Here is a 19,988-nt window from a genome sequence, read left to right as displayed (position 1 = left end):
CGGAAGAAGGCGGGGACGGATGCCGGGGCTAGGGCTGCGCGACCTGCGAGGCCAGGAGGCTCACGAGCTCGTAGACCACATGACTCGCGGCGATGCCGGTGATCTGGGCGTGGTCGTAGGCCGGCGACACCTCGACGACGTCGGCGCCGACGATGTGCTGCGAACCGAGCGCCCGGAGGATCCGCAGCAGCTCGCGACTGGTCAGCCCGCCGGCCTCGGGCGTGCCGGTGCCGGGGGCGTGCGCGGGGTCGAGCACGTCGATGTCGATCGAGACGTAGAGCGGCTTGTCGCCGATGCGCTGCAGGATCCGCGCGATCGCGGCCTCGACGCCGTGCTCCTCGATGTACTCGCTCGACACGATCGAGAAGCCGAGGCGCTCGTCGTCCTCGATGTCCTGCTTGGAATACAGCGGACCACGGGTGCCGACGTGGCAGCTGGCGGTGAGGTCGATCAGCCCCTCCTCGCTCGCCCGGCGGAAGGGCGTGCCGTGCGTGATCGGAGCTCCGAAGTAGGTGTCCCAGGTGTCGAGGTGCGCGTCGAAATGCAGCACCGCGACCGGGCCGTGCTTGGCGGCGACCGCTCGCAGCAGCGGGAGCGCCACCGTGTGGTCGCCGCCGATCGTGACGATGCGCTGCACCTGCTCGCCGAGCGCGATCGCCGCGGTCTCGACCTCGCTCACCGCGGCGGCCAGATCGAACGGGTTCACCGGGATGTCACCGGCATCCACCACTTGGGCGATCGCGAACGGCGACACGTCCTGCGCCGGGTTGTACGGACGCAGCAGGCGCGACGACTCGCGCACATGCGACGGGCCGAAGCGCGTGCCCGGGCGGTAGCTCACCCCCGAGTCGAACGGGATGCCGACGACGGCGATGTCGGCGCGCGGCACGTCCTCGATCCGCGGGAGGCGTGCGAAGGTCGCGATCCCCGAGTACCGGGGGTTCACGGAGGCGTCGATGGGGCCCACGTTCTCGGTCATGATCAGTCCTGTCTTTCCATGGGGATGTGGACGAGCTGCACGTCGCCCTCGGCGATGGCCTCGCGGATGCTCGACGCGATGTCCTCGGTCCGGTCGACCCGGCGCCCGGTCGCGCCGAACGCCGTCGCGAGCGCGGCCCAGTCGGGCTGCACGAGGTCGACGCCGACGGGCGTCATCCCGCGATCGACCTCGTTCTGCCGGATCTCGGCGTAGCCGCCGTTGTCGACGCACACGATCGTCACGTCGAGTCGCTGCTCGACGGCGGTGACGAGTTCGTTGACGCAGAACATCAGCGCGCCGTCGCCGATCACGGTGACGACCGGGTGTTCGGTCTGGGCGACCCGCGCCCCGATCGCGGCGGGCAGGCCGTAGCCGAGGGTCGCGTAGGTCGGCGTGTAGAGCAGGGAGTGCGGACGCGGCGAGCGCAGCACGCTCCCGAGCGCCATGTAGACGATCTGCGAGGAGTCGCCCGCGACGATCGCATCGTCGGGCAGAGCGTCGGCGATGATCTGGGCCAGGGCGACGGCCTCCGGCGCGGTCTCGCGCATCTCGGCGTCGATCGCGTCTCGTGCCGCCCCGAGGTCGGGCGCCGGTCGCGCCTCCGACGGCAGCGCGGCCAGCAGAGCACGACCGACGGCCGCCGCATCGCCGGTGATCCCGACGGTCGCGTCGAGGTTCTTGTCGCGCTGCGCCGGCGAGATGTCGACGCGGATCACGCCACCGCGCGCCTCCAGCCGCGGAGCCCACAGCTCGGCCTCGCCGAGCTTCGAGCCGATCACGAGCAGCACGTCGGCGTCCTCCGCGACGGCGCGGGCGGCCGCGAGCCGCAGGTTCGATCCGAGCGAGAGCGGATGCCGCTCGTCGACCACGCCCTTGCCGTTGAGGGTCGTCAGCACCGGAGCTCCGAGACGCTCGGCGAGCGCCGCGACCTCGGGTGCGGCATCCGTCGCTCCGCCGCCGGCGACGATCACCGGTCGGCGCGCCGAGGCCAGCAGCCCCGCCGCCTGAGCGATGGAGGAGGGGTCGCCCGCGGCAGGGGCGGGCTCGGGGCGCGCGATCCGATCCGCCTGGGGGACGTCTGCGGGGGCCTCGAGGACATCGAGGGGGATCTCGATGTGCACGGGCCGCGGGCGACCGGTTCGGAAGAGCGTGAAGGCATCGTGCACGGCTTCGACGGCTTCCGCAGCCGAGTGCACGCGGCGCGACCACTCGGCGATCGCGCCGACCATCGCGGTGGCATCCTTCGTCTCGTGCAGCGTGCCGACGTCGGCGAACTCCGCTCCGAGGGCCACGCCGGGCGACAGCACGATCATCGGTCGCGACTCGCAGAACGCGGTGCCGATCGCGCTCATGGCGTTCTGCAGACCGGGGCCGGAGGTCGTGATCACGACACCGGGGAGCCCGGTCTGCTGCGCCCAGCCGTCGGCGCCGTAGCCCGAGCCCTGCTCGTGGCGGTTGGTCACCGCGCGGATGCCGAGTTCGGCGAGCGGCCGGTAGAGCTCGAGGTTGTGCGTGCCGGGGATGCCGAAGATCGCGGTCACGCCATAGGCGCGGATGGTCTCGAGCACGGCGCGGCCTGCGGTGTCGGCATACTGCTCGTTGTTCGTCATGACGTCAGGCACGGTACCGGCGCTCCCCGTCGACCCAGGTCTCGCGCACGGTGATCGCCGCGATGTCCTCTCCCGCGACGACCAGCGGGTCGTCGGAGAGCACGGCGAAGTCGGCGTACTTGCCGACCTCGAGCGAGCCGAGGTCGTCTTCGCGGCCGATCGATACCGCACCCTCGATCGTGTGGGCGCGGAGCGCGGCGAGAGCGGAGACCCGCAGGTCGTCCGGCCCGAGCTTGTGACCGCGGCGGGTCACGCGGGTGACCGCGGTCTGGATGGCCTCGAGCGGGATGGGCTCGGCGACCGGGGCATCCGACGAGATCGTGAACGGCACGCCCGCGCGCTCGAACTCACCGAGCGGGTTGAAGCGCTCGCCCGGGGTGCCGATGGCCTCCTCCACACCTTCGCCCCAGTTGAAGTAGTGCTGGGTCTGGTTCACCGGACGGATGCCGGAGACGGCCATCCGCGCGATCTGCTCGGGGGTCGGCAGCCCGCAGTGCTCGATGCGGTGGCGGGCATCGGCATCCGGACGTTCGGCGAGCGCGGCCTCGATCGCGGACACCACCATCTCGATCGCGGTCGGCGACTGCGCGTGCGTCGCGGTCTGGAGACCGGCGGCGTGAGCCTTGCTGATCAGCGCCGTGTACTCGGCGGGCTCGTGGTACAGCTGGCCGGTGCGGCACGGATCGCCCACATAGCCGTCGGGGAAGTACGCGGTCCAGCCGCCGAGCGTGCCGTCGGCGTAGAGCTTGATGCCGGCGAAGCTGAGGTGCGCGTTGCCGAACTGTCCGACCAGGCCCATCTCGAGCGCCTCGTCGAGCAGGTGCGAGAGCAGGTACATCGAGACGCGCAGCTCGAGGCGTCCGGCCTCGGCGAGCCGCAGGTACATGTCGAACTCGCGGCGCGTGACCTGCGCGTCGCCGATCGAGGTGACCCCGCCGGCGAGGAAGCGCTGCGTCGCGGCATCCAGCTGGCGGAGGTGCTCCTCGGGCTCGTCGGCGAGGTGGAAGTTCGGGCCGTGGTGGCCGATCTTCACGCCGTGCACGCCGGTGAGGATGTTGCACGCGGCATCCGACAACTCGCCGGTCAGCTCGCCATCGGCATCGCGGAAGAACTCGCCGCCGTCGGGGTTGGGGGTGTCGCGGCCGACGCCGTTCACGGCGAGGGTGTGCGAGTTGACGACGCCGCCGTGACCGGAGGCGTTCATCAGATACACCTCGCGGTCGGTCGCGACCTCGTCGAGCTCGAAGCGGGTCGGATGCCGCTTCTCGGCGAGGTTCCGCTGCTCGTACCCGTAGCCGCGCACCGGACGCCCGGCGGGCGTCTCCGCGGCAGCGGCCTGCAGCAGGGCGACGATCTCGGGGATGCTTCCGGCCTTCTCGGGTCCGCAGTCGACCCAGGTCATCAGCTGCCCGTACATCAGCGGGTGGGCGTGCGCGTCGATGAAGCCGGGGACGACCACCGCATCACCCAGGTCGACCCGTTCGGGTGCGAGGCCGGCACGGTCGGCCACGGCCTCGCACTCGTCCGCACTGCCGATCGCGAGGATCCGCCCGCGATCGGTGAGCATCGCCGTGGCCGTCGTGGCCTCGGCATCCGCCATGTGGATCGCGCGCGCCGTGAGGAGTCGCGGCACCGTCTGAGCGGAGCGATCGAAGGGAGTGAGCTTTCTCATGGCAGCCTGTTCGCGGTCGTGTCGGTGCGGGCGGTGAACGACGCGGTGACCGGCGCCTCATCCGAGTGCTGCGGGGCGAGGCGGGTGCAGATGCCGGCGATGATCGCCATGCCGGTGAACATCGCGATGACCGACCAGATGCTGCCGGTCCAGGCGATGAGCTGCGTCGCGAACCACGGCGAGAATCCGGCCCAGAGCGCCGCACCCACACCGTAGGCGAGAGCGAGGGAGGTGTACCGGGCCTGCGGGCGGAACATCTGCGCGAGCAGGGCCGCGATCGGGGCGTACGTCGCGCTCATCGCGATGCGCACCAGCGAGGCGAACAGGAAGATGAGCGGTTCGACGCGGCCGGGCATGATCAGCAGGAACGGCACGAACGTGAGCACCGAGGTGACCAGACCGATGTACATGACGTTCTTGCGACCCCACTTGTCGCCCAGCCAGGCGACCGGGAGGGTCACGACGAACTCCACGAAGGAGGCGATCGTCATCGCGTCGAGGATGACCTGCTCGCTGACCGAGATCGGCTCGCCGGTCGCGTAGGCGGTGACGAACGTGGTCGCGAGGTAGTAGCCGCCGGTCGAGATCGGCAGGATGCCGATGCCGAGCAGGATCGGCTTCCAGTTCGTGCGCAGGGCGTAGGCCAGGGGCATCGACTGCTTGCGGCCCTCGACCTTCGCCTCGAAGACCGGGGTCTCCTCGACGCGGTAGCGGACCCAGAACCCGACGCCGACCAGCACGATCGACAGCAGGAACGGGATGCGCCATCCGCCGTCCATGATGAAGTCGGGGCTGACGCGAGACATGATGGCGAAGATGCCCGAGGCCAGCAGGGCGCCGGCCGGGTTGCCCAGCTGCGTGAAGCCGCCGTAGAACGTCTTCGACTTCTCGGGGGCGTGCTCGACGCTCATCAGCACCGCGCCGCCCCACTCGCCGCCGACCGCCAGGCCCTGGATGGCGCGGAGCAGGATCAGGAGGACCGGCGCCAGGATGCCGATGTTCTCGTAGGTGGGCAGGCAGCCGACCAGCACGGTGGCGGCGCCCATCATCAGCAGGGTGATGACGAGCGAGGTGCGCCGGCCGAGCTTGTCGCCGATGTGGCCGAAGATGATGCCACCGAGGGGCCGGACGAGGAAGGCGACCGCGAAGGTCGCGAAAGCAGCGGCGGTCTCGGCGAGCCGGTCTCCGCTCGGGAAGAACAGGGGGCCGAAGACGAGGGCGGCGGCCGTCGCGTATACGTAGAAGTCGTACCACTCGATGGTGGTGCCGACGAAGGCGGCGATGCCTGCGCGTCGGGCCTTGCTGTGCGTGGAGGTCATGAGGGAACCGCTCCTTTGCGGAAGATGTCGGATAACGGAGGATGCTACGTCCGTACGGAGCCTGCGACAAGGCCAGAACTCCAGCGAGAAGAGTCATTCACTGGAGAAATGTTCGCGACCGGAGACATGTGTCGCCTTCCCGTCGGTCGTTCTACCTCTTAGGCTGAGGTTGTGCTCTCCCGGGCGAGCGATCCCGGGAAAGATGACGAATCGGAGGAAAGCCGTGGATTTCGACGCCGAACTCATCCGGGCCCTCCAGGAGGACGGGCGCGCCAGCATCCGCTCGCTGTCCGTGCGCCTCGGGCAGTCCCGGGCCGCCGTCGCCGCCCGGCTGAAGGCCATGCTCGAAGACCGCACCGTGCGGGTGGTCGCCGCCGTCGATCCCGTCTTCCTCGGCCAACACGTCCTCGCGCACGTCTCGATCCGCACCGACGGTGCCGTCGAGGTCGTCGCGGAGCACCTGCGGGACCTCGACGAGACGGTGCTGGTGTCGGCGGTCGGCGGAGCGCACGACGTGGTCACGGAGATCCGGGTCGGCTCGATGTCGGAGCTGCACGACCTGCTCGCCCAGATCCGCGCGATCACCGGTGTGCTCGACATCAGCACGATCATCTACTCGACCGTCGTGAAGGGATTCTTCGTCTCGGAGTACCACGGCGGGGTCACGCTCGACGCGATCGACGAGGCTCTGATCGAGCAGCTGCAGACCGACGGACGCCGGAGCTTCCGCGCGCTCGGCGAGGAGGTGCGGCTCTCCCCCTCCGCGGTGGCCACGCGCGTGCAGCGGCTCATCGATGCGGGAGTCATCAAGATCAGCGCGGTCGAGGCACGCGGTCTCGCGCACCGACAGCTGTCGATGGGTGTCGGCATGATCCTCGGCGACGACGACGAAGCGGTGATCGAGGAACTGCGCAGGGGACGCGGCGTCGACTTCGCCGCGCGCACGCTCGGTCGGTTCGATGCGGTCGCCACCCTCGTCGAGCCCTCGGCCGGCGCCCTGTACGCCAGCCTCGAACGTCTGCGGGCGCTACCCGGGGTGACGCGCATCGAGGCGTGGCTGCACCTCGCGGTGCTGAAGGAGGACTACGCCCGCACGCTGCGGCCCCTGCGCACGGACTGAGGCGCCACTTCTGCGGTCGCGGATGAGCGCGCGGCGCGCCGTCACCGCCCGTTCACCGCGCAGCGCCAGACTTCGACCATGAGCGAACCTGACGCGCACCCCGGCGTTCCCGAGCCCGTCGCCACAGCGAACAGCGGCGCCGTCGGCGTGATCGGACTGGATCTGCGCGGCGAGACTCCGGCCCCGAAGAAGCAGGTCTACTCGTGGGCGCTGTGGGACTGGGCGACGCAGCCGTTCAACACCGTCATCCTCACGTTCGTGTTCACGGCGCTGTACCTGGTCGGCAAGGGCTTCCTCCCCGCCGACATCGCCGCTCTCGACTCGTCCGACCCCGTGCGCAAGGCCGCCGAAGCCGACCTCGCCTCCGGCCTGGGACTGGGTTCGACGATCGCCGCCTTCGGCATCCTGCTGCTCGCGCCCGTCCTCGGCCAGCGAGCGGATGCCGCGGGCAGGCAGAAGCTCTGGCTCGGGATCGGCACCGGCGCCCTGGTCTTCTGCATGCTCGGCCTGTGGTTCGTCGAACCGACCCCCAGCCTGTTCTGGCTCGGAGTGGCGCTCATCTCGGCCGGATCTGTGTTCGGCGAGATCGCCGCGGTGAACTCGAACGCGATGCTCATCGGCATCGCGACGCCGAAGAACGTCGGCCGCATCTCGGGCCTCGGCTGGGGCTTCGGCTACATCGGCGGCATCCTCGCCCTCGTCATCGTGGTGGTGCTCGACACGTTCGACTGGTTCGGCATGTCGACCGACAACGGCCTCGCCTATCGGCTGATCGCAGTCGGGTGCGCGGTCTGGACGATCATCTTCAGCATCCCGATCTTCCTGAATGTGCCGGAGCCCTCACTCGGCCGCCCGGAACGCAAGGTCGGCTTCTTCCAGTCGTACGCGCTGCTCGTGAAGGACGTCGCCGGCCTCTACCGCGACCCCGAGACCCGGCCGACCTTCTGGTACCTGCTCTCGAGCGCCGTCTTCCGCGACGGACTCGGCGGCGTCTTCGCGTTCGGCGCCATCATCGGCACGGCGGTGTTCGGCTTCGAGACGCAGGCGATCATCATCTTCGGCATCGCCGCGAACCTCATCGCCGGCGTCTCCACGATCCTCGCGGGACGACTCGACGACCGCGTCGGACCGAAGCGCATCATCCTCGCCTCGATCGGTTCGATGGTGGTCGCGGGCCTCGCAGTGTTCTTCCTCCGTGACGGCGGATCGATGGTGTTCTGGATCGGCGGCCTCATCCTCTGCGCGTTCGTCGGCCCGGCGCAGGCCGCTGCCCGCTCGTTCCTCGCCCGCGTCACCCCGGCCGGCCGCGAGGGCGAGATCTTCGGCCTCTACGCCACGACGGGTCGCGCGGCGAGCTGGATCGCCTCGGGCGCCTGGACGGTGCTCATCGTGGCGACGAGCCAGACCGCCTACGGCATCCTCGGCATCGTGCTCGTCCTGATCCTCGGGTTCGTGCTGCTGCTCCCGGTGAAGGCGCCGCGCTGACGGGAGTAGCCTGACCGCGTGACCGTGATCATCGCCTTCCTCGCCAACATCCTGGTCGCGATCGCCAAGACGATCGCCGCCGTCATCACCTCATCGGCGTCGATGGTCGCCGAGGCGGCGCACTCGTGGGCGGATGCCGGCAACGAGATCTTCCTGCTCATCGCCGACCGCCGCGGTGCGCGCACGAAGGACGCCCGGCATCCGCTCGGCTACGGACGCAACGCGTTCGTGTGGTCGCTGATCGCCGCGTTCGGCATCTTCACCGCCGGAGCGATCGTGTCGATCATGCACGGCATCCAGGAGCTGTCCGAGACCGGTCCGGTCGAGAGCCCGCTCGTCGCGTACATCGTGCTGGGCATCGCCTTCGTCCTCGAGGGCGCGTCGTTCACGCAGGCGATGGTGAAGTCGCGCCGGCTGGCGAAGGAGCGCGGCTCGTCGACGTGGGACTTCGTGCTCGAGACGAGCGACACGACCCTCCGCGCCGTGTTCTTCGAAGACGCCGCGGCGCTCATCGGACTGGTCCTGGCGGGTGGCGCGATCCTCCTCCACCAGATCACCGGCGTCGCCGCGTGGGATGCCGTGGGCTCGATCCTCGTCGGCATCCTGCTCGCCGTGGTCGCGATCATCCTCATCAGCCGGAACATCGAGTTCCTCGTGGGCACGACGGCGGCGCCGAAGCTGCGGGCCCGTGTCGGCACCGCGCTTCTCGCGCTGCCCCAGATCGAGCGGGTGACCTACCTGCACATCGAGTACGTGGGACCGAACCGCCTGTTCATCGTCGCGGAGGTCGACCTCGCCGGCGACGCGCTCGAGCATGACGTCGCCCGTCGGCTGCGCGATGTCGAGCAGCGGATCGAGGAGCATGAGGCGGTCGAGACCGTCGTGCTGTCGCTCTCGGTCGACGACGAGCCGTCCCTGGAGTTCTCCGCGTCGTAGGCGGCGGCTCAGCGCTGCCAGTTGTCGGCGAGCTTGTTCAGCAGTCGCGCGAGCTCGGCGCGCTCCTCCTCGGTGAAGGCCGCCAGCGCTCCGGCCAGCATCTCGCGTCGCTCCCCCCGCATGCCGCGCGCGACGCGACGGCCCTCGTCGGTGAGCGCGATGCGCGTGCGGCGCGCGTCGTCGGGGTCGGCCTCGCGACGCACGAAGCCCCGCTCGACCCCCTGCTGCACGAGCCGTGACGCGCGGGGCTGATCGACGCCGATCGCCTCGCCGAGCGCGCTGACGCTCAGCGGAACGGATGCCGCGGCGAGCGCCTCCAGCATCCGCATCCGGGCGGGGCCGCCCATGCGCCCGGAGGGATCCGCCATCCACGGCGGCATGCCCGGATGGCCGCGGTGACCGAAGGGCCCGTGATCGCCGTGGTCGCCCGGCGCTCCGCCGGGCCAGCCATGAGGACCGCCGTGACCGCGGCCGCCGGGGCCGCCCCCGAGACGACGTCCGCGCAGACGGGAGAGCGCCTGGGCGATGGCTTCGGCGGGATCGTTCGGTTCGGCGGTCACGAATTCATTTTACATGCGACTTGACATGGATCCTTACTCCATGTCACACTACATATACATGACATGTGACAACCACATGCACACTGACATCTAAGGACTACTCATGAACACCGATACACAGAACCCCCAGAACAGTTCCCGCCCCTTCGGCTTCTGGCTGAAGGCCGCCGACCGCCTGATGGCGGCCGAGTTCGCCTCGGCCTTCGAGGCCGAGCAGGCGAGCCGCCGCGACTGGCGGATCCTCAACGTCGTCGACGGGACCATCCCGGCGCATCGTCCGCTCAACGACCACAAGCTGCACCGCCTCGTCGAGCGCGGCTGGGTCGCCGCAGACGGCGACGGCTGGACGCTCACCGACGAGGGCCGCGCGGCCAAGGAGCGCCTCGGCGCCGTCGTCGACGGCATCCGCGCGAAGGTCTCCGACGCCGTCTCCGAAGAGGAGATGGCCACCACCCTCGCGTCACTCGAGAAGATCGCCCGCGCCTTCGGCTGGGACGAGGAGACCCCGCTTCCGCGCGGTCGTCGTCACGGCTTCGGCGGGCGCGGCGAAGGTCGCGGACTCCCGGGCCGATTCGGTCGGCCCTTCGGTCGCGGCTTCGGTCCGGGACGCGGCTTCGGTCACGGCTTCGGTCCCGGCTTCGGTCCGGGTCGCGGCTTCGGTCCCGACGCCGACCAGCGTGACGACGAGTGCCGCCACGGCGAGCGCGGGCACGGCCACCACGGCCACCCGGGCTTCCACGAGGGCGAGTACGGTGAGCGCGGAGACCACGGTCACCGCGGCCACGGCCCGCAGCGCGCCGCGCGGTTCGCGCAGCACGCGTACGAGCGCGGCTTCGATGCCGGCTACAGCCGCGGTCGCGACGCCTGAGCTCCAGGCTCATGAAACAGGGAACGCCCCATCCGACACGACGTCGGGTGGGGCGTTTCGTCTCGCTGCGCTCGCTCAACGACCGAGGTCGCCGGGGCCCAGGCTCATAGCTCGAGCAGGGCGACCGCGTCTTCGTCGGCACCGGCCGCGCGCAGGCGTCCGCGCATGGCCGCAGCGGCCAGGGCGTACGGACGCTCGTCGCGCATGAGCAGCGAACGCGAGTTCGCCTGGTCATCCAAGGCGATCAACTCGAAGGCGAGGACCTCGATGTCGTCGACCTCTATCTCGCCGGCATCGACCGCGTAGCGGATCTGCATCCCCACGTAGGCGTACCAGTCCGACAGGCCCGCACGTACGGCGTCGCTCACGGGGCCGGGTTTCGAGTCGACATCGGCCGCGGTCGCGGCGAAGAAGCATCCACCGGTGAACACGCGGTCGCGGGAGTAGACGAGTCCGTTACGCATCAGCGCCGCCAACCGGCGGACTCCACGCGGCTCGGACCTGGCCGGTTCGACGATCTGCGCCACGAAGATCTCCCGCGCGGCGGCGACCGTCGCGAGCTGCAGCCGCTCCTTGCTCTGGAAGAGCGTGGCGATGCTGCTCTTGCTGTAGCCGGACGCCTCGGAGAGCCGCCCGATCGTGAGTCCGTCAAGCCCGTCGACCGATGCCAGGTCGGTCGCGCTCTGCAGCACCACGCGGCGCGAGGCATCGCCGCGGGCCCTTCGGCCGTCCAGAACTGCATGATCCGACATCCCCCTAGTATACGAACGATCGTTCGCCTACTATACGTATGATCGTTCGTATTGTTTCGGCGAAGGAGAAACCATGTCGTCCCTGCCTGCACTCGCCGCCCGCGGCATTCGCACCACCGCGGCACTGTCCCCCACCCTCGCCGGCGGACTCGCCCTCCGGGCGTTCTTCGCGACCGGCCCGCGGATGCCCGTTCGGGACTGGGATGCCACCACGCACAGCGAAGCCCGGCACCGTCGCCTCGCCGTGCGTGGCATCGAGGTCGCCGGCTACGAGTGGGGCACGGGGCCCCGCACCGTGCTCGTGCTCCACGGTTGGCGCGGCCGTGCCTCGCAGTTCGCGCCGCTCGTGCGAGAACTCGTGTTCGAGGGCTTCCGTGTGGTCACGTTCGACGCTCCCGCGCATGGCGCATCGAAGGGCCGCCGCACCGACGTGCGCGACTGGGTCGCCCTGGCCGAGGAGCTGCAGGCGATCCACGGACCGTTCGCCGCGATCGTCGGGCACTCCTTCGGCGCCCTCGCCGCCCTGGCGGCTGCACGATCGAGCGTGCCGACGCCGGCCGTGGTCGCGATCGCCGGGGGTGCCGGTCCCTACGCCTTCATCGACGAGTTCGTGCGCGAGTTCCAGGTCGACCAGACCACGGCCGACAACATGAAGGCGCGGTTCCGCCGGCGCTTCGGCACGGAGGAGACCGCGACCGGGGCGTTGTCCGACGCGGCGCAGCATCCGCTCCCCGCCGACACGTCGCTGCTCGTCGTGCACGATCGCGGCGATCGTCGGATGCCGGATGCCGATTCGCTGCGCCTGCACGCCGCGCACGGCGCGCGCTCACGACTGCTGCGCACCGACGACTACGGGCACACGAGGGTGCTCTCGGCGGATGCCACCCTCGACGCGGTCGTGGCATTCGTGGCCGGCGGACTCGCGGGCGTCGACGCGCTCGGCACGACCGAGGGTCAGGCCCAGCCGGTCACGACGGATGCCGTGGTCAGATCTGCGCCCGTGTCATGAAGACGTCGATCTCGTCTTCGCTGTCGACGACGAAGCCGGCCCGTTCGTAGAGCCGCCGCGCGGGACTGCCCTGGAGCACGTTGAGTCGGAACCGCGGCGTGAGGCACTCGGCGAGGACCAGGGCGAGCACCGCTGATCCGATCCCGCGCCCCTGCTGCCGGGGATCGAGGTAGAAGTGCTCGATCCACACGGCACCCTCCTCGTCGGCTCGCAGCGCGATGGACCCGGCATCCGCCCCGTCGATCACGATCACACGGGTCGACGACGAGCCGAAGGCATCGAGGAACCGCCGTCGCACGCGCACCGGGTCATAACGACCCAGGCGCTCCAGGTCGTCACGGAGCACGATCGCCCGCAGCTCGGCGATCCAGGTCGCATCCGCCGCCGTGCTCGGGCGCAGCTCCCACGCCACCCGCCCGCTCAGAGCGGCAGCACCACGCCCAGGCCCAGCGCGGAGGCGTCGAGATCGAACACCACGAACGGGAAGCGGCCGGTGCTGAGCAGATAGATCCCGGTGACGACCGCGGCGGTGAGCAGGATCAGCAGGAAGGCGAAGATCGCGACGGTGAGGCCGCGATAGCCGCCCGAGGTCGGGACCTCGGGCGCGACCGACGGCTTGGCCCAGTCGTCGGCGACGGCGGCGGGCTGATCCCCTTCGAGGATCGCGGGGCGCGGGCGCTCGGACGAGCGCAGGCGCGCCTCGGGCGGGGGCGGCGGGATCACCGCGTCCGGCACCGGGATCTCCGCCGGCGGAGGGGTCAGCAGCCCCTCCGGGATCGGGATCTCCGGCGGAGGCGGCGGGATGACGGCATCCGCGGGCGCGATCGCCGGCTCTTCCGGGGTGACCGGTTCATCCGGAGTCGTGCCGCTGCCGTCACTCATGTCAGCCCCCTGTTGCTCCGACGTCGGTCACGCCGACATCCGTCCGATGGAAGTTCTGGAAGGAGCGGGAGGCCGTCGGGCCCCGCTGCCCCTGGTACCGGTTGCCGTAGGGGCCGGAGCCGTACGGGTTCTCGGCCGGCGAGGTCAGGCGGAAGAAGCACAGCTGCCCGATCTTCATCCCCGGCCAGAGCTTGATCGGCAGGGTCGCGACGTTCGCGAGCTCGAGCGTCACGTGCCCGGTGAATCCCGGGTCGATGAACCCGGCCGTCGAGTGCGTGATCAGGCCGAGGCGGCCGAGCGACGACTTGCCCTCGAGGCGGGCGGCGACGTCGTCGGGAAGAGTGACCTGCTCGTACGTCGCACCGAGGGCGAACTCCCCCGGGTGCAGGATGAACGGCTCCTCCGGATCGACCTCGATCAGGCGCGTGAGCTCGGGCTGATCGACCGACGGATCGATGAACGGGTACTTGTGGTTGTCGAAGAGGCGGAAGTACCGATCGAGGCGCACGTCGATGCTCGACGGCTGGATCATCTCCGGCTCGTGCGGTTCCAGGCCGACGCGGCCCGATGCGAGTTCTGCCCTGATGTCGCGATCGCTGAGAAGCACGGGTTCAGCCTAGTTGTCCCCCGCACCCTTGTCGGGAGGATCGTCTTCCGCTAGATTGTGTTGACGTTGACATGTTGACGTCAACACAATCGGAATGGACAAGGATGTCTGAAAGAAGAGCGACCTCACCCCGGCGCGCGCTCGCCATGGCCGCCGTGCTTGCGGCGACAGCGAGCGGACTCGCCGCCCTCCCCCAGGCGGCCAGCGCCGCCGAATCCGATCTCACCCTCACGCCCAATCCGGCCTATGCCGGCGGGCCGTTCCAGGGATGGGGATCGAGCCTGGTCTGGATGGCGAACGCCACCGGCTCCTACCCGGAAGAGCTGCGTGATGAGCTCATCGGCAAGGTGTTCGGAGACGACGGCCTGAACCTCAACATCGCGCGGTACAACATCGGCGGCGGCAACGCCTCCGATGTACCCGCCTATCTCCGACCCGGCGGCGCCGTGCCCGGATGGTGGAACCCCGACGCACCCCTCACCGACGACAGCGGCGAGATCACGTCGGACTTCGCCGACCGCGACCGCTACCGCGCCGCGTGGACCGGCGAGAACGCGAGCGACTACGACTTCTCGGCGGATGCCGCGCAGCTCGCCTGGGTGTCGGCGATCAAGGACCAGGTCGACACGTGGGAGGCCTTCAGCAACTCCCCGCCCTACTTCATGACCGAGAGCGGATTCGTCAGCGGCGGCACCGACGCCTGGGCGGACCAGATCCGCCAGGACTCGCTCGGCACCTTCGCGACCTACGTGAAGACGGTCGTCGAGCACGTCGAGGACACCCAGGGCATCTCCTTCGACACGATCGATCCCCTGAACGAGCCGAACACCAACTACTGGGGCACGACCCTGGGCGACGACGGCTGGCCGACGAGCGCGAGCCGACAGGAGGGTGCCCACGCCGGACCCGCCCTGCAGGCCGAGGTGCTCAAGGCCCTCGCCGCCGAACTCGCCGAGTCCGACACCACGACGGATGCCGCGATCTCCGGCCCCGACGAGACGAACCCCGACCGGTTCGTCGAGGACTGGAACGGGTGGGATGCCGAGGCGCGAGACGTGGTCTCGCAGCTCAACGTGCACACCTACGGCACCAGCGGCCGTCCGCTGGCTCGCGACATCGCGAAGAGCGCCGACAAGCCGCTGTGGATGAGCGAGGTCGAGGGCAACTGGGGCGGCGACAGCTGGAACCCGGATGCGATCGAGAATGGTCTCGGCATCGCCCAGCTGGTCAGCGACGACCTGCGCGAACTCGAACCGGACGCCTGGGTGCTGTGGCAGCCGGTCGAGGACCTCTACAACATGGAGAAGGTGGAGAAGAAGAACTGGGGTTCGATCTTCATCGACTTCGACTGCGACGCGAACGGCGACTCCGCCCGCCGGATCGCCGACGGCGACGCCGACCCGAGCTGCCAGCTCCGCACGAACGCGAAGTACAACACGCTGCGCAACTTCACCCATTACATCGAGCCGGGCGACCAGCTCGTGCGCGTCGGCGACGATGACACCACCGCCGCGATCGACGGCGACGGCTCCGGCGCCACGCTCGTGCACACGAACGAGAGCGACCAGGACCGCACGATCACGATCGACCTGTCGCTCTTCGGCGACATCGACCAGAGCGCGACCGTGACGCCGATCGTGACGACCGGGTCACCGGCATCCGACCCCGAGGCGAACGCCCTCCGCACCGGCACGGCGGTCACCGTCGGTGCCGACGGAACGGCGACCCTGACGGTGCCCGCGAAGTCGGTGACCACGTTCGTGGTCACCGGTGTCGAAGGCGTCGCCGCCGACGCGCCCGCCCTCCGAGATGGCGCCTCCTACACGCTCACCGGCGTGCAGAGCGGGCACGCGCTCACCGTGGTCGACGACAGCACGCAGCTCGGCAGCGCTCGCGAGCCCGAGCTGATCGGCGCCCAGACGTGGACGGCATCGCTGATCGACGACCAGCCGGGAACGTCCCGTGACCGCTTCGCTCTGCGCGCCGCCGACGGTCGCGCACTCGTCGCCGACGGCGACAGCACGGTCCTCCGCGACGTCGACGACGCCACGGCATCCGCCGACCCGTCGGCCCTCTGGATGATGACGTCGACGAACGGCAGCACCTTCAGCCTGCTCAACGCCGGCCGCGGGAAGGTGCTCGACGTCGGGGGCTCCTCGACCTCCGCGGGCGCATCCGTCGGGGTCTGGCAGTCGAACGGCGGCGCGAACCAGCAGTGGAAGCTGGACGCGGCGCGCGATGAGATCGCGCCCTACGCGAGCTTCCGCCCCGGCCAGGAATGGCTCGACACGAACGGCGAGGTCATCCAGGCGCACGGCGGCCAGGTCGTCCCGTCGACCGACGACGACGGCCGCACGATCTACTACCTCTACGGCGAGGACCGCACGAACGGCTACCACTCGGCGCCGGGCGTGCACGTCTACAGCTCCTACGACCTCTACAACTGGGAGGACCGCGGGGTCGCGCTGCGCACGCTGGCGTCGACGGAGCAGTTCGACGAGCCGTACTTCGAGGCGCTCTACGGCGACTACACGCAGGAGCAGAAGGATGCCGTCTACCGCGACCTCGGCACGGTCCCGGTCGAGGGTGTGACCCCGCCGATCATCGAGCGTCCGAAGGTCATCTTCAACGAGCAGACCGGCAAGTGGGTCATGTGGGCGCACATGGACGGGCCGTCCGCGACGTCGTCGGCGCAGTACGCGAAGGCGAATGCCGGCGTCGCGGTGTCGGACTCCCCGTTCGGCCCGTTCCGCTACATCGACAGCTACCGGCTGAACTACGCCCCCGCGGATGCCGATCCGCCCAACCACGCCCCGAACAACGGCGGCATGGCGCGCGACATGAACCTGTTCGTGGACGACGACGGCACCGGGTACATCATCTACTCGAGCGAGGAGAACGCCACCATGTTCATCTCGAAGCTCGACGACGAGTACACGGATCTCGCGACGCCCGCGGATGAGGCCGTGCTCGGTGTGGACTACAACCGCATCTTCGTGAACCAGTCCCGGGAATCCCCGGCGATCTTCCAGCACGACGAACGGTACTTCCTGATCACTTCCGGCACGACGGGCTGGAGCCCCAACCCGTCGCGCTGGGCGACGTCGACCGACCTCATGGGCGCGTGGACCGAGATGGGCGACCCGTTCCCGTGGTGGGCGCAGAGCAACTCCTGGAACTCGCAGCCGTCCTCCGTGATCCCGGTCGACCCCGAGCAGGGGAAGTACATCTACATGGGCGACCGCTGGAACGGCGGCACCGATCTGAAGAACGCGCAGATGGTGTGGCTCCCGATCAGCATGGGCGAGGGCGGAGACTCCCTCTCGGTCGAGGTGCACGACGAGTGGACTCTCGATCAGCTCGACCAGTGGTCGGCGTGGGACGTCTCGGCGGTTCCGGAGACGATCCCGGTCGGCGGCAGCTTCGACGTGCCGGTGGTGACCGTGACCAGGAACGGCGTCGCGACGGAGCAGCCGGTCACGTGGAGCTTCAGCGGATCGTTCGACGCGCCGGGCATCGTGACGGCCACGGGCACCCTGCCGGAGTTCGGCGGACGCACCTTCACCCGGACGATCGCCGTCGTCCCCGACGGGCTCCGCTACGCGGTGAACGCCGGCGGGCAGGAGACGGCGGACTGGAAGGCACTGCGGGATGCCGCGGATGAGGGCGACCTGCAGAACACCCTCGCCGACCAGTCCTACGGCGAGGATGCCGACACCGGCGCATCCTGGGGGTACGTCAGCGAGGGCAGCAAGTCGTCGGGTGCGACCGACGGCACGATGTTCTCCACGCTCCGCTACGCCGTCGATGGGCGCGACATCGCGTACCGCTTCGGCGACCTCGAGCCAGGTCGCTACAGCGTGCACGTCGGATACGCGGATCCGTGGGATCAGTGGGATGACCGCGGGGCACGGGTGAGCGTCAACGGCACCGTCGTCGAGGAGGACCACGACTACGTCGCGGCCGACGAGACGCGCAGCTACGGCGACATCACCGTGGGCGATGCGGGCGAGATCGAGCTGGTGCTGGCACCGACCCGTGACGCCGACGTGCAGGTGAGCTGGATCATGGTGACGCTCGACGAAGCCGTGACCCCGGCGGCTCCCGAGATCACGATCTCGACGGATGCCGTCACCGCCGGCGACAACATCACGGTCGAGGTCGCCGGGCTCGAGCCGGAGGAGGATGTGTCGTTCGCGCTGCACTCCGACCCGGTCGACATGGGCACGGTGGCGGCTGACGCGGCCGGAGCGGCGTCGCTGACGTGGAAGGTGCCGGCGAACGTCCCGGCGGGCCAGCACCACATCGTGATGACACGGGCCGACGGCACGGAGTTCCGCGCCGCTCTGACCGTGCGGGCGGCGGACCCCGGAACCGGGCCGGGAACCGGGCAGCCGGGCACGGGCACCGGCGGAAGCGGCGGAGCCTCCAGCGGCACGAGCGGCGGAGGCGGACTCGCGGCGACCGGACTGGACGGAAACGTCCTCACCGTGACTCTCGCCCTGGCGGCGCTCCTGCTCGTCGGCGGCGGACTCGCCTTCGCCGGGCGGCGGCGCTGGCGTCGCTGAGCGACTGACGCACGGGGCCACCGCGGAGCAGCATCCGCGGTGGCCCCGTGCTTTTGCCATCGGGCGGCGGACGGGTAGGCTTGCGTTCACCCGCTCCGCGAGCGGGTTCGGGACTGTAGTTCAATGGCAGAACTTCTGCTTCCCAAGCAGATAGCGCGGGTTCGATTCCCGTCAGTCCCTCCACATGTAACGTCCAGAGCTGTTCCGGACATTCGCTCGCGACGCGCAGCGTGTTCAATGGTGGGCATGACGAATCCTCTGCTTCCGATTCTCGAAGACCATGTCTCGCGCGGGACGGCGCCGGGGATCATCGCCGTTCGCGGTCGGCCCGACGGACCGGACGAGGTCGTCACGGCGGGCGATCTGCCGGCGGATGCGATCGTGCGGATCCAGTCGATGACCAAGCCGATCGTGACGGTGGCGGCGTTGCGGCTCGTGCAGGACGGACGGCTCGGTCTCGATGATCCGGTCGCACGGTGGCTGCCGGAGCTTGCGGATCGTCAGGTGCTGCGCACTCCGACGTCCTCACTCGATGACGTCGAGCCCGCCGAGTCGCCGATCACAGTGCGGGATCTGCTGACGAACATGTCGGGGTACGGCATGATGCCAGCGCCGTGCCCGTTGCAGGATGCGATGATCGCCAACCGGACCCAGGCCAGACAGGAACCCGTCGCCCTCGGTGCGCAGGAATGGTTGGATGCCCTCGCCGACCTGCCGCTCGCCTTCCAGCCCGGGACCGGATGGCGCTACCACCACTCCTTCGGGATCCTCGGCATCCTGCTCTCCCGCGTGGTCGAGGGATCGCTCGAGGATCACCTGCGGACCGACCTGTTCGAGCCGCTCGGCATGGTCGACACCGGGTACACCGTGCCCATCGCGCAGGCGCATCGGCTGCCCGCCGCGTATCGCCACGACGAGTCCGGCACCTTGGTGGAGATCGAACCCGCCGCAGGCGGGTTCTCCGTCGCCCCGGCCCCGTTCGACCTCAGCCATTCGGAGCTCGTGTCGACGGCATCCGACTACGCCGCGTTCGCACGGATGCTGGCAGCCGGCGGCATCCACGACGGGAGGATCGTCATCGATGCGGAGCTTCTCGACCTGATGCGCACGGATCAGGTGCCGGCCGCGGCGAAGGCGGAGGACAGCTTCTTCCCCGGGTTCTGGAACGGCACCGGCTGGGGCTTCGGCGTCGCCGTCGTGACAGAGGGCGAGCACGCCGGACGCTACGGCTGGTCCGGCGGCCAGGGCACCGATTTCCACATCGACCCGGACGGCACCTTCCAGATCGTGCTCACCCAGGTCGAGATGGGCGAGGCGATCATGGAGCTGTTCGCAGACACTGTTTGACGAAGACAGGGTGGGCAGGGTCTCCCCCGCCCACCCCGCATCCCGGGTCGCCCTGATTACTTCTTGAAGGCGTCCTTGATGTTCTCGCCGGCCTGCTTCACGTCGGACTTGGCCTGGTCGGCCTTGCCCTCGGCGACGAGCTTGTCGTTGTCGGTCACGTTGCCGATCGCTTCCTTCGCCTTGCCGGCGATGTCCTGAGCGGCGTTCTTGATCTTGTCATCGAGTCCCATGGGGAGCTCCTTTCCTGTGGTGATCATGACGTCGGGATGATCCC

At 69.7% G+C, this 19,988-nt stretch carries 17 protein-coding genes and 1 tRNA gene; 8 read left to right on the top strand and 10 right to left on the bottom strand.

All coding sequences use genetic code 11. The annotated features are described in order from the left end of the window. Window positions 1-28: 28 nt before the first annotated feature. From speB to ABD648_RS14015, 4 genes are read right to left on the bottom strand one after another with little or no spacing between them, the layout of a single operon-like run. On the bottom strand, window positions 29-979 hold the full coding sequence (gene speB, locus ABD648_RS14030) for an agmatinase (protein ID WP_282215567.1): 951 nt from the start codon (window positions 977-979) through the stop codon (window positions 29-31). A gap of 2 nt (window positions 980-981) precedes the next feature. Beyond that, window positions 982-2,589, bottom strand: a complete 1,608-nt coding sequence (locus tag ABD648_RS14025; protein ID WP_282215566.1) for a thiamine pyrophosphate-binding protein — start codon at window positions 2,587-2,589, stop codon at window positions 982-984. A gap of 4 nt (window positions 2,590-2,593) precedes the next feature. Continuing rightward, window positions 2,594-4,261 (bottom strand): amidohydrolase, encoded by a 1,668-nt coding sequence (locus tag ABD648_RS14020; protein WP_282215565.1) that lies wholly within the window; start codon window positions 4,259-4,261, stop codon window positions 2,594-2,596. Then, window positions 4,258-5,580, bottom strand: coding sequence for an MFS transporter (locus ABD648_RS14015; RefSeq protein WP_282215564.1), 1,323 nt, complete (start codon window positions 5,578-5,580; stop codon window positions 4,258-4,260). Before ABD648_RS14015 ends, ABD648_RS14020 begins: the two co-directional genes overlap by 4 nt. A gap of 223 nt (window positions 5,581-5,803) precedes the next feature. Here ABD648_RS14015 and ABD648_RS14010 point away from each other — a divergent pair, with 223 nt between their 5' ends. The 3 genes from ABD648_RS14010 to ABD648_RS14000 all read left to right on the top strand — a co-directional run bounded on the left by ABD648_RS14010 (window position 5,804) and on the right by ABD648_RS14000 (window position 9,121). Then, complete coding sequence (locus ABD648_RS14010; RefSeq protein ID WP_282215563.1) at window positions 5,804-6,700, top strand: Lrp/AsnC family transcriptional regulator; 897 nt, start codon at window positions 5,804-5,806, stop codon at window positions 6,698-6,700. A 78-nt stretch (window positions 6,701-6,778) separates the two neighbouring features. Then, on the top strand, window positions 6,779-8,185 hold the full coding sequence (locus ABD648_RS14005; protein ID WP_282215562.1) for an MFS transporter: 1,407 nt from the start codon (window positions 6,779-6,781) through the stop codon (window positions 8,183-8,185). Between the two features lie 18 nt (window positions 8,186-8,203). Next, the gene (locus ABD648_RS14000) at window positions 8,204-9,121 is read left to right on the top strand and encodes a cation diffusion facilitator family transporter (RefSeq protein WP_282215561.1); all 918 of its coding nucleotides are present in this window, start codon (window positions 8,204-8,206) and stop codon (window positions 9,119-9,121) included. An 8-nt stretch (window positions 9,122-9,129) separates the two neighbouring features. On the opposite strand, the gene ABD648_RS13995 is transcribed toward ABD648_RS14000, so the two are convergent. Then, entirely contained in the window at window positions 9,130-9,681 is a 552-nt protein-coding gene (locus tag ABD648_RS13995; RefSeq protein ID WP_282215560.1) for a MarR family winged helix-turn-helix transcriptional regulator, read from the bottom strand. Window positions 9,682-9,784: 103 nt separating this feature from the next. Here ABD648_RS13995 and ABD648_RS13990 point away from each other — a divergent pair, with 103 nt between their 5' ends. Next, window positions 9,785-10,549, top strand: a complete 765-nt coding sequence (locus tag ABD648_RS13990; RefSeq protein WP_282215559.1) for a helix-turn-helix domain-containing protein — start codon at window positions 9,785-9,787, stop codon at window positions 10,547-10,549. A 104-nt stretch (window positions 10,550-10,653) separates the two neighbouring features. On the opposite strand, the gene ABD648_RS13985 is transcribed toward ABD648_RS13990, so the two are convergent. Then, entirely contained in the window at window positions 10,654-11,301 is a 648-nt protein-coding gene (locus tag ABD648_RS13985; protein WP_282215558.1) for a TetR family transcriptional regulator C-terminal domain-containing protein, read from the bottom strand. A 73-nt stretch (window positions 11,302-11,374) separates the two neighbouring features. Between ABD648_RS13985 and ABD648_RS13980 the strand changes: the two genes are divergently transcribed. Further along, window positions 11,375-12,310: an alpha/beta fold hydrolase gene (locus ABD648_RS13980; protein WP_282215557.1), complete on the top strand. Its 936-nt coding sequence runs from the start codon at window positions 11,375-11,377 to the stop codon at window positions 12,308-12,310. Here ABD648_RS13980 and ABD648_RS13975 read toward each other — a convergent pair. The 3 genes from ABD648_RS13975 to dcd are packed head-to-tail and all read right to left on the bottom strand — an operon-like array spanning window position 12,288 to window position 13,799. Next, entirely contained in the window at window positions 12,288-12,722 is a 435-nt protein-coding gene (locus ABD648_RS13975) for a GNAT family N-acetyltransferase (protein WP_282215556.1), read from the bottom strand. The genes ABD648_RS13980 and ABD648_RS13975 overlap by 23 nt on opposite strands. An 8-nt stretch (window positions 12,723-12,730) precedes the next feature. Continuing rightward, window positions 12,731-13,192 carry a hypothetical protein gene (locus ABD648_RS13970; protein ID WP_282215555.1) on the bottom strand — a complete coding sequence of 154 codons (462 nt, stop codon included), beginning with the start codon at window positions 13,190-13,192 and terminating at the stop codon, window positions 12,731-12,733. A gap of 1 nt (window position 13,193) precedes the next feature. Beyond that, window positions 13,194-13,799, bottom strand: coding sequence for a dCTP deaminase (gene dcd, locus ABD648_RS13965; protein ID WP_282215554.1), 606 nt, complete (start codon window positions 13,797-13,799; stop codon window positions 13,194-13,196). Between the two features lie 104 nt (window positions 13,800-13,903). On the opposite strand from dcd, the gene ABD648_RS13960 reads away from it, so the two are divergent. The 3 genes from ABD648_RS13960 to ABD648_RS13950 all read left to right on the top strand — a co-directional run bounded on the left by ABD648_RS13960 (window position 13,904) and on the right by ABD648_RS13950 (window position 19,714). Beyond that, window positions 13,904-18,367, top strand: a complete 4,464-nt coding sequence (locus tag ABD648_RS13960) for an RICIN domain-containing protein (protein ID WP_282215553.1) — start codon at window positions 13,904-13,906, stop codon at window positions 18,365-18,367. A gap of 109 nt (window positions 18,368-18,476) precedes the next feature. Next, window positions 18,477-18,550 (top strand) — tRNA-Gly (locus tag ABD648_RS13955). A gap of 63 nt (window positions 18,551-18,613) precedes the next feature. After that, entirely contained in the window at window positions 18,614-19,714 is a 1,101-nt protein-coding gene (locus tag ABD648_RS13950; RefSeq protein WP_282215552.1) for a serine hydrolase domain-containing protein, read from the top strand. Window positions 19,715-19,770: 56 nt separating this feature from the next. Here the strand turns inward: ABD648_RS13950 and ABD648_RS13945 are convergent, their stop codons facing one another. After that, on the bottom strand, window positions 19,771-19,944 hold the full coding sequence (locus tag ABD648_RS13945) for a CsbD family protein (protein ID WP_282215551.1): 174 nt from the start codon (window positions 19,942-19,944) through the stop codon (window positions 19,771-19,773). Window positions 19,945-19,988: the final 44 nt, after the last annotated feature.

The organism is Microbacterium luteolum (assembly GCF_039533965.1).
Lineage (GTDB): Bacteria > Actinomycetota > Actinomycetes > Actinomycetales > Microbacteriaceae > Microbacterium > Microbacterium luteolum.
Note: the sequence above shows the minus strand (reverse complement) of the source record. Positions and strands in the feature narration are given on the sequence as shown.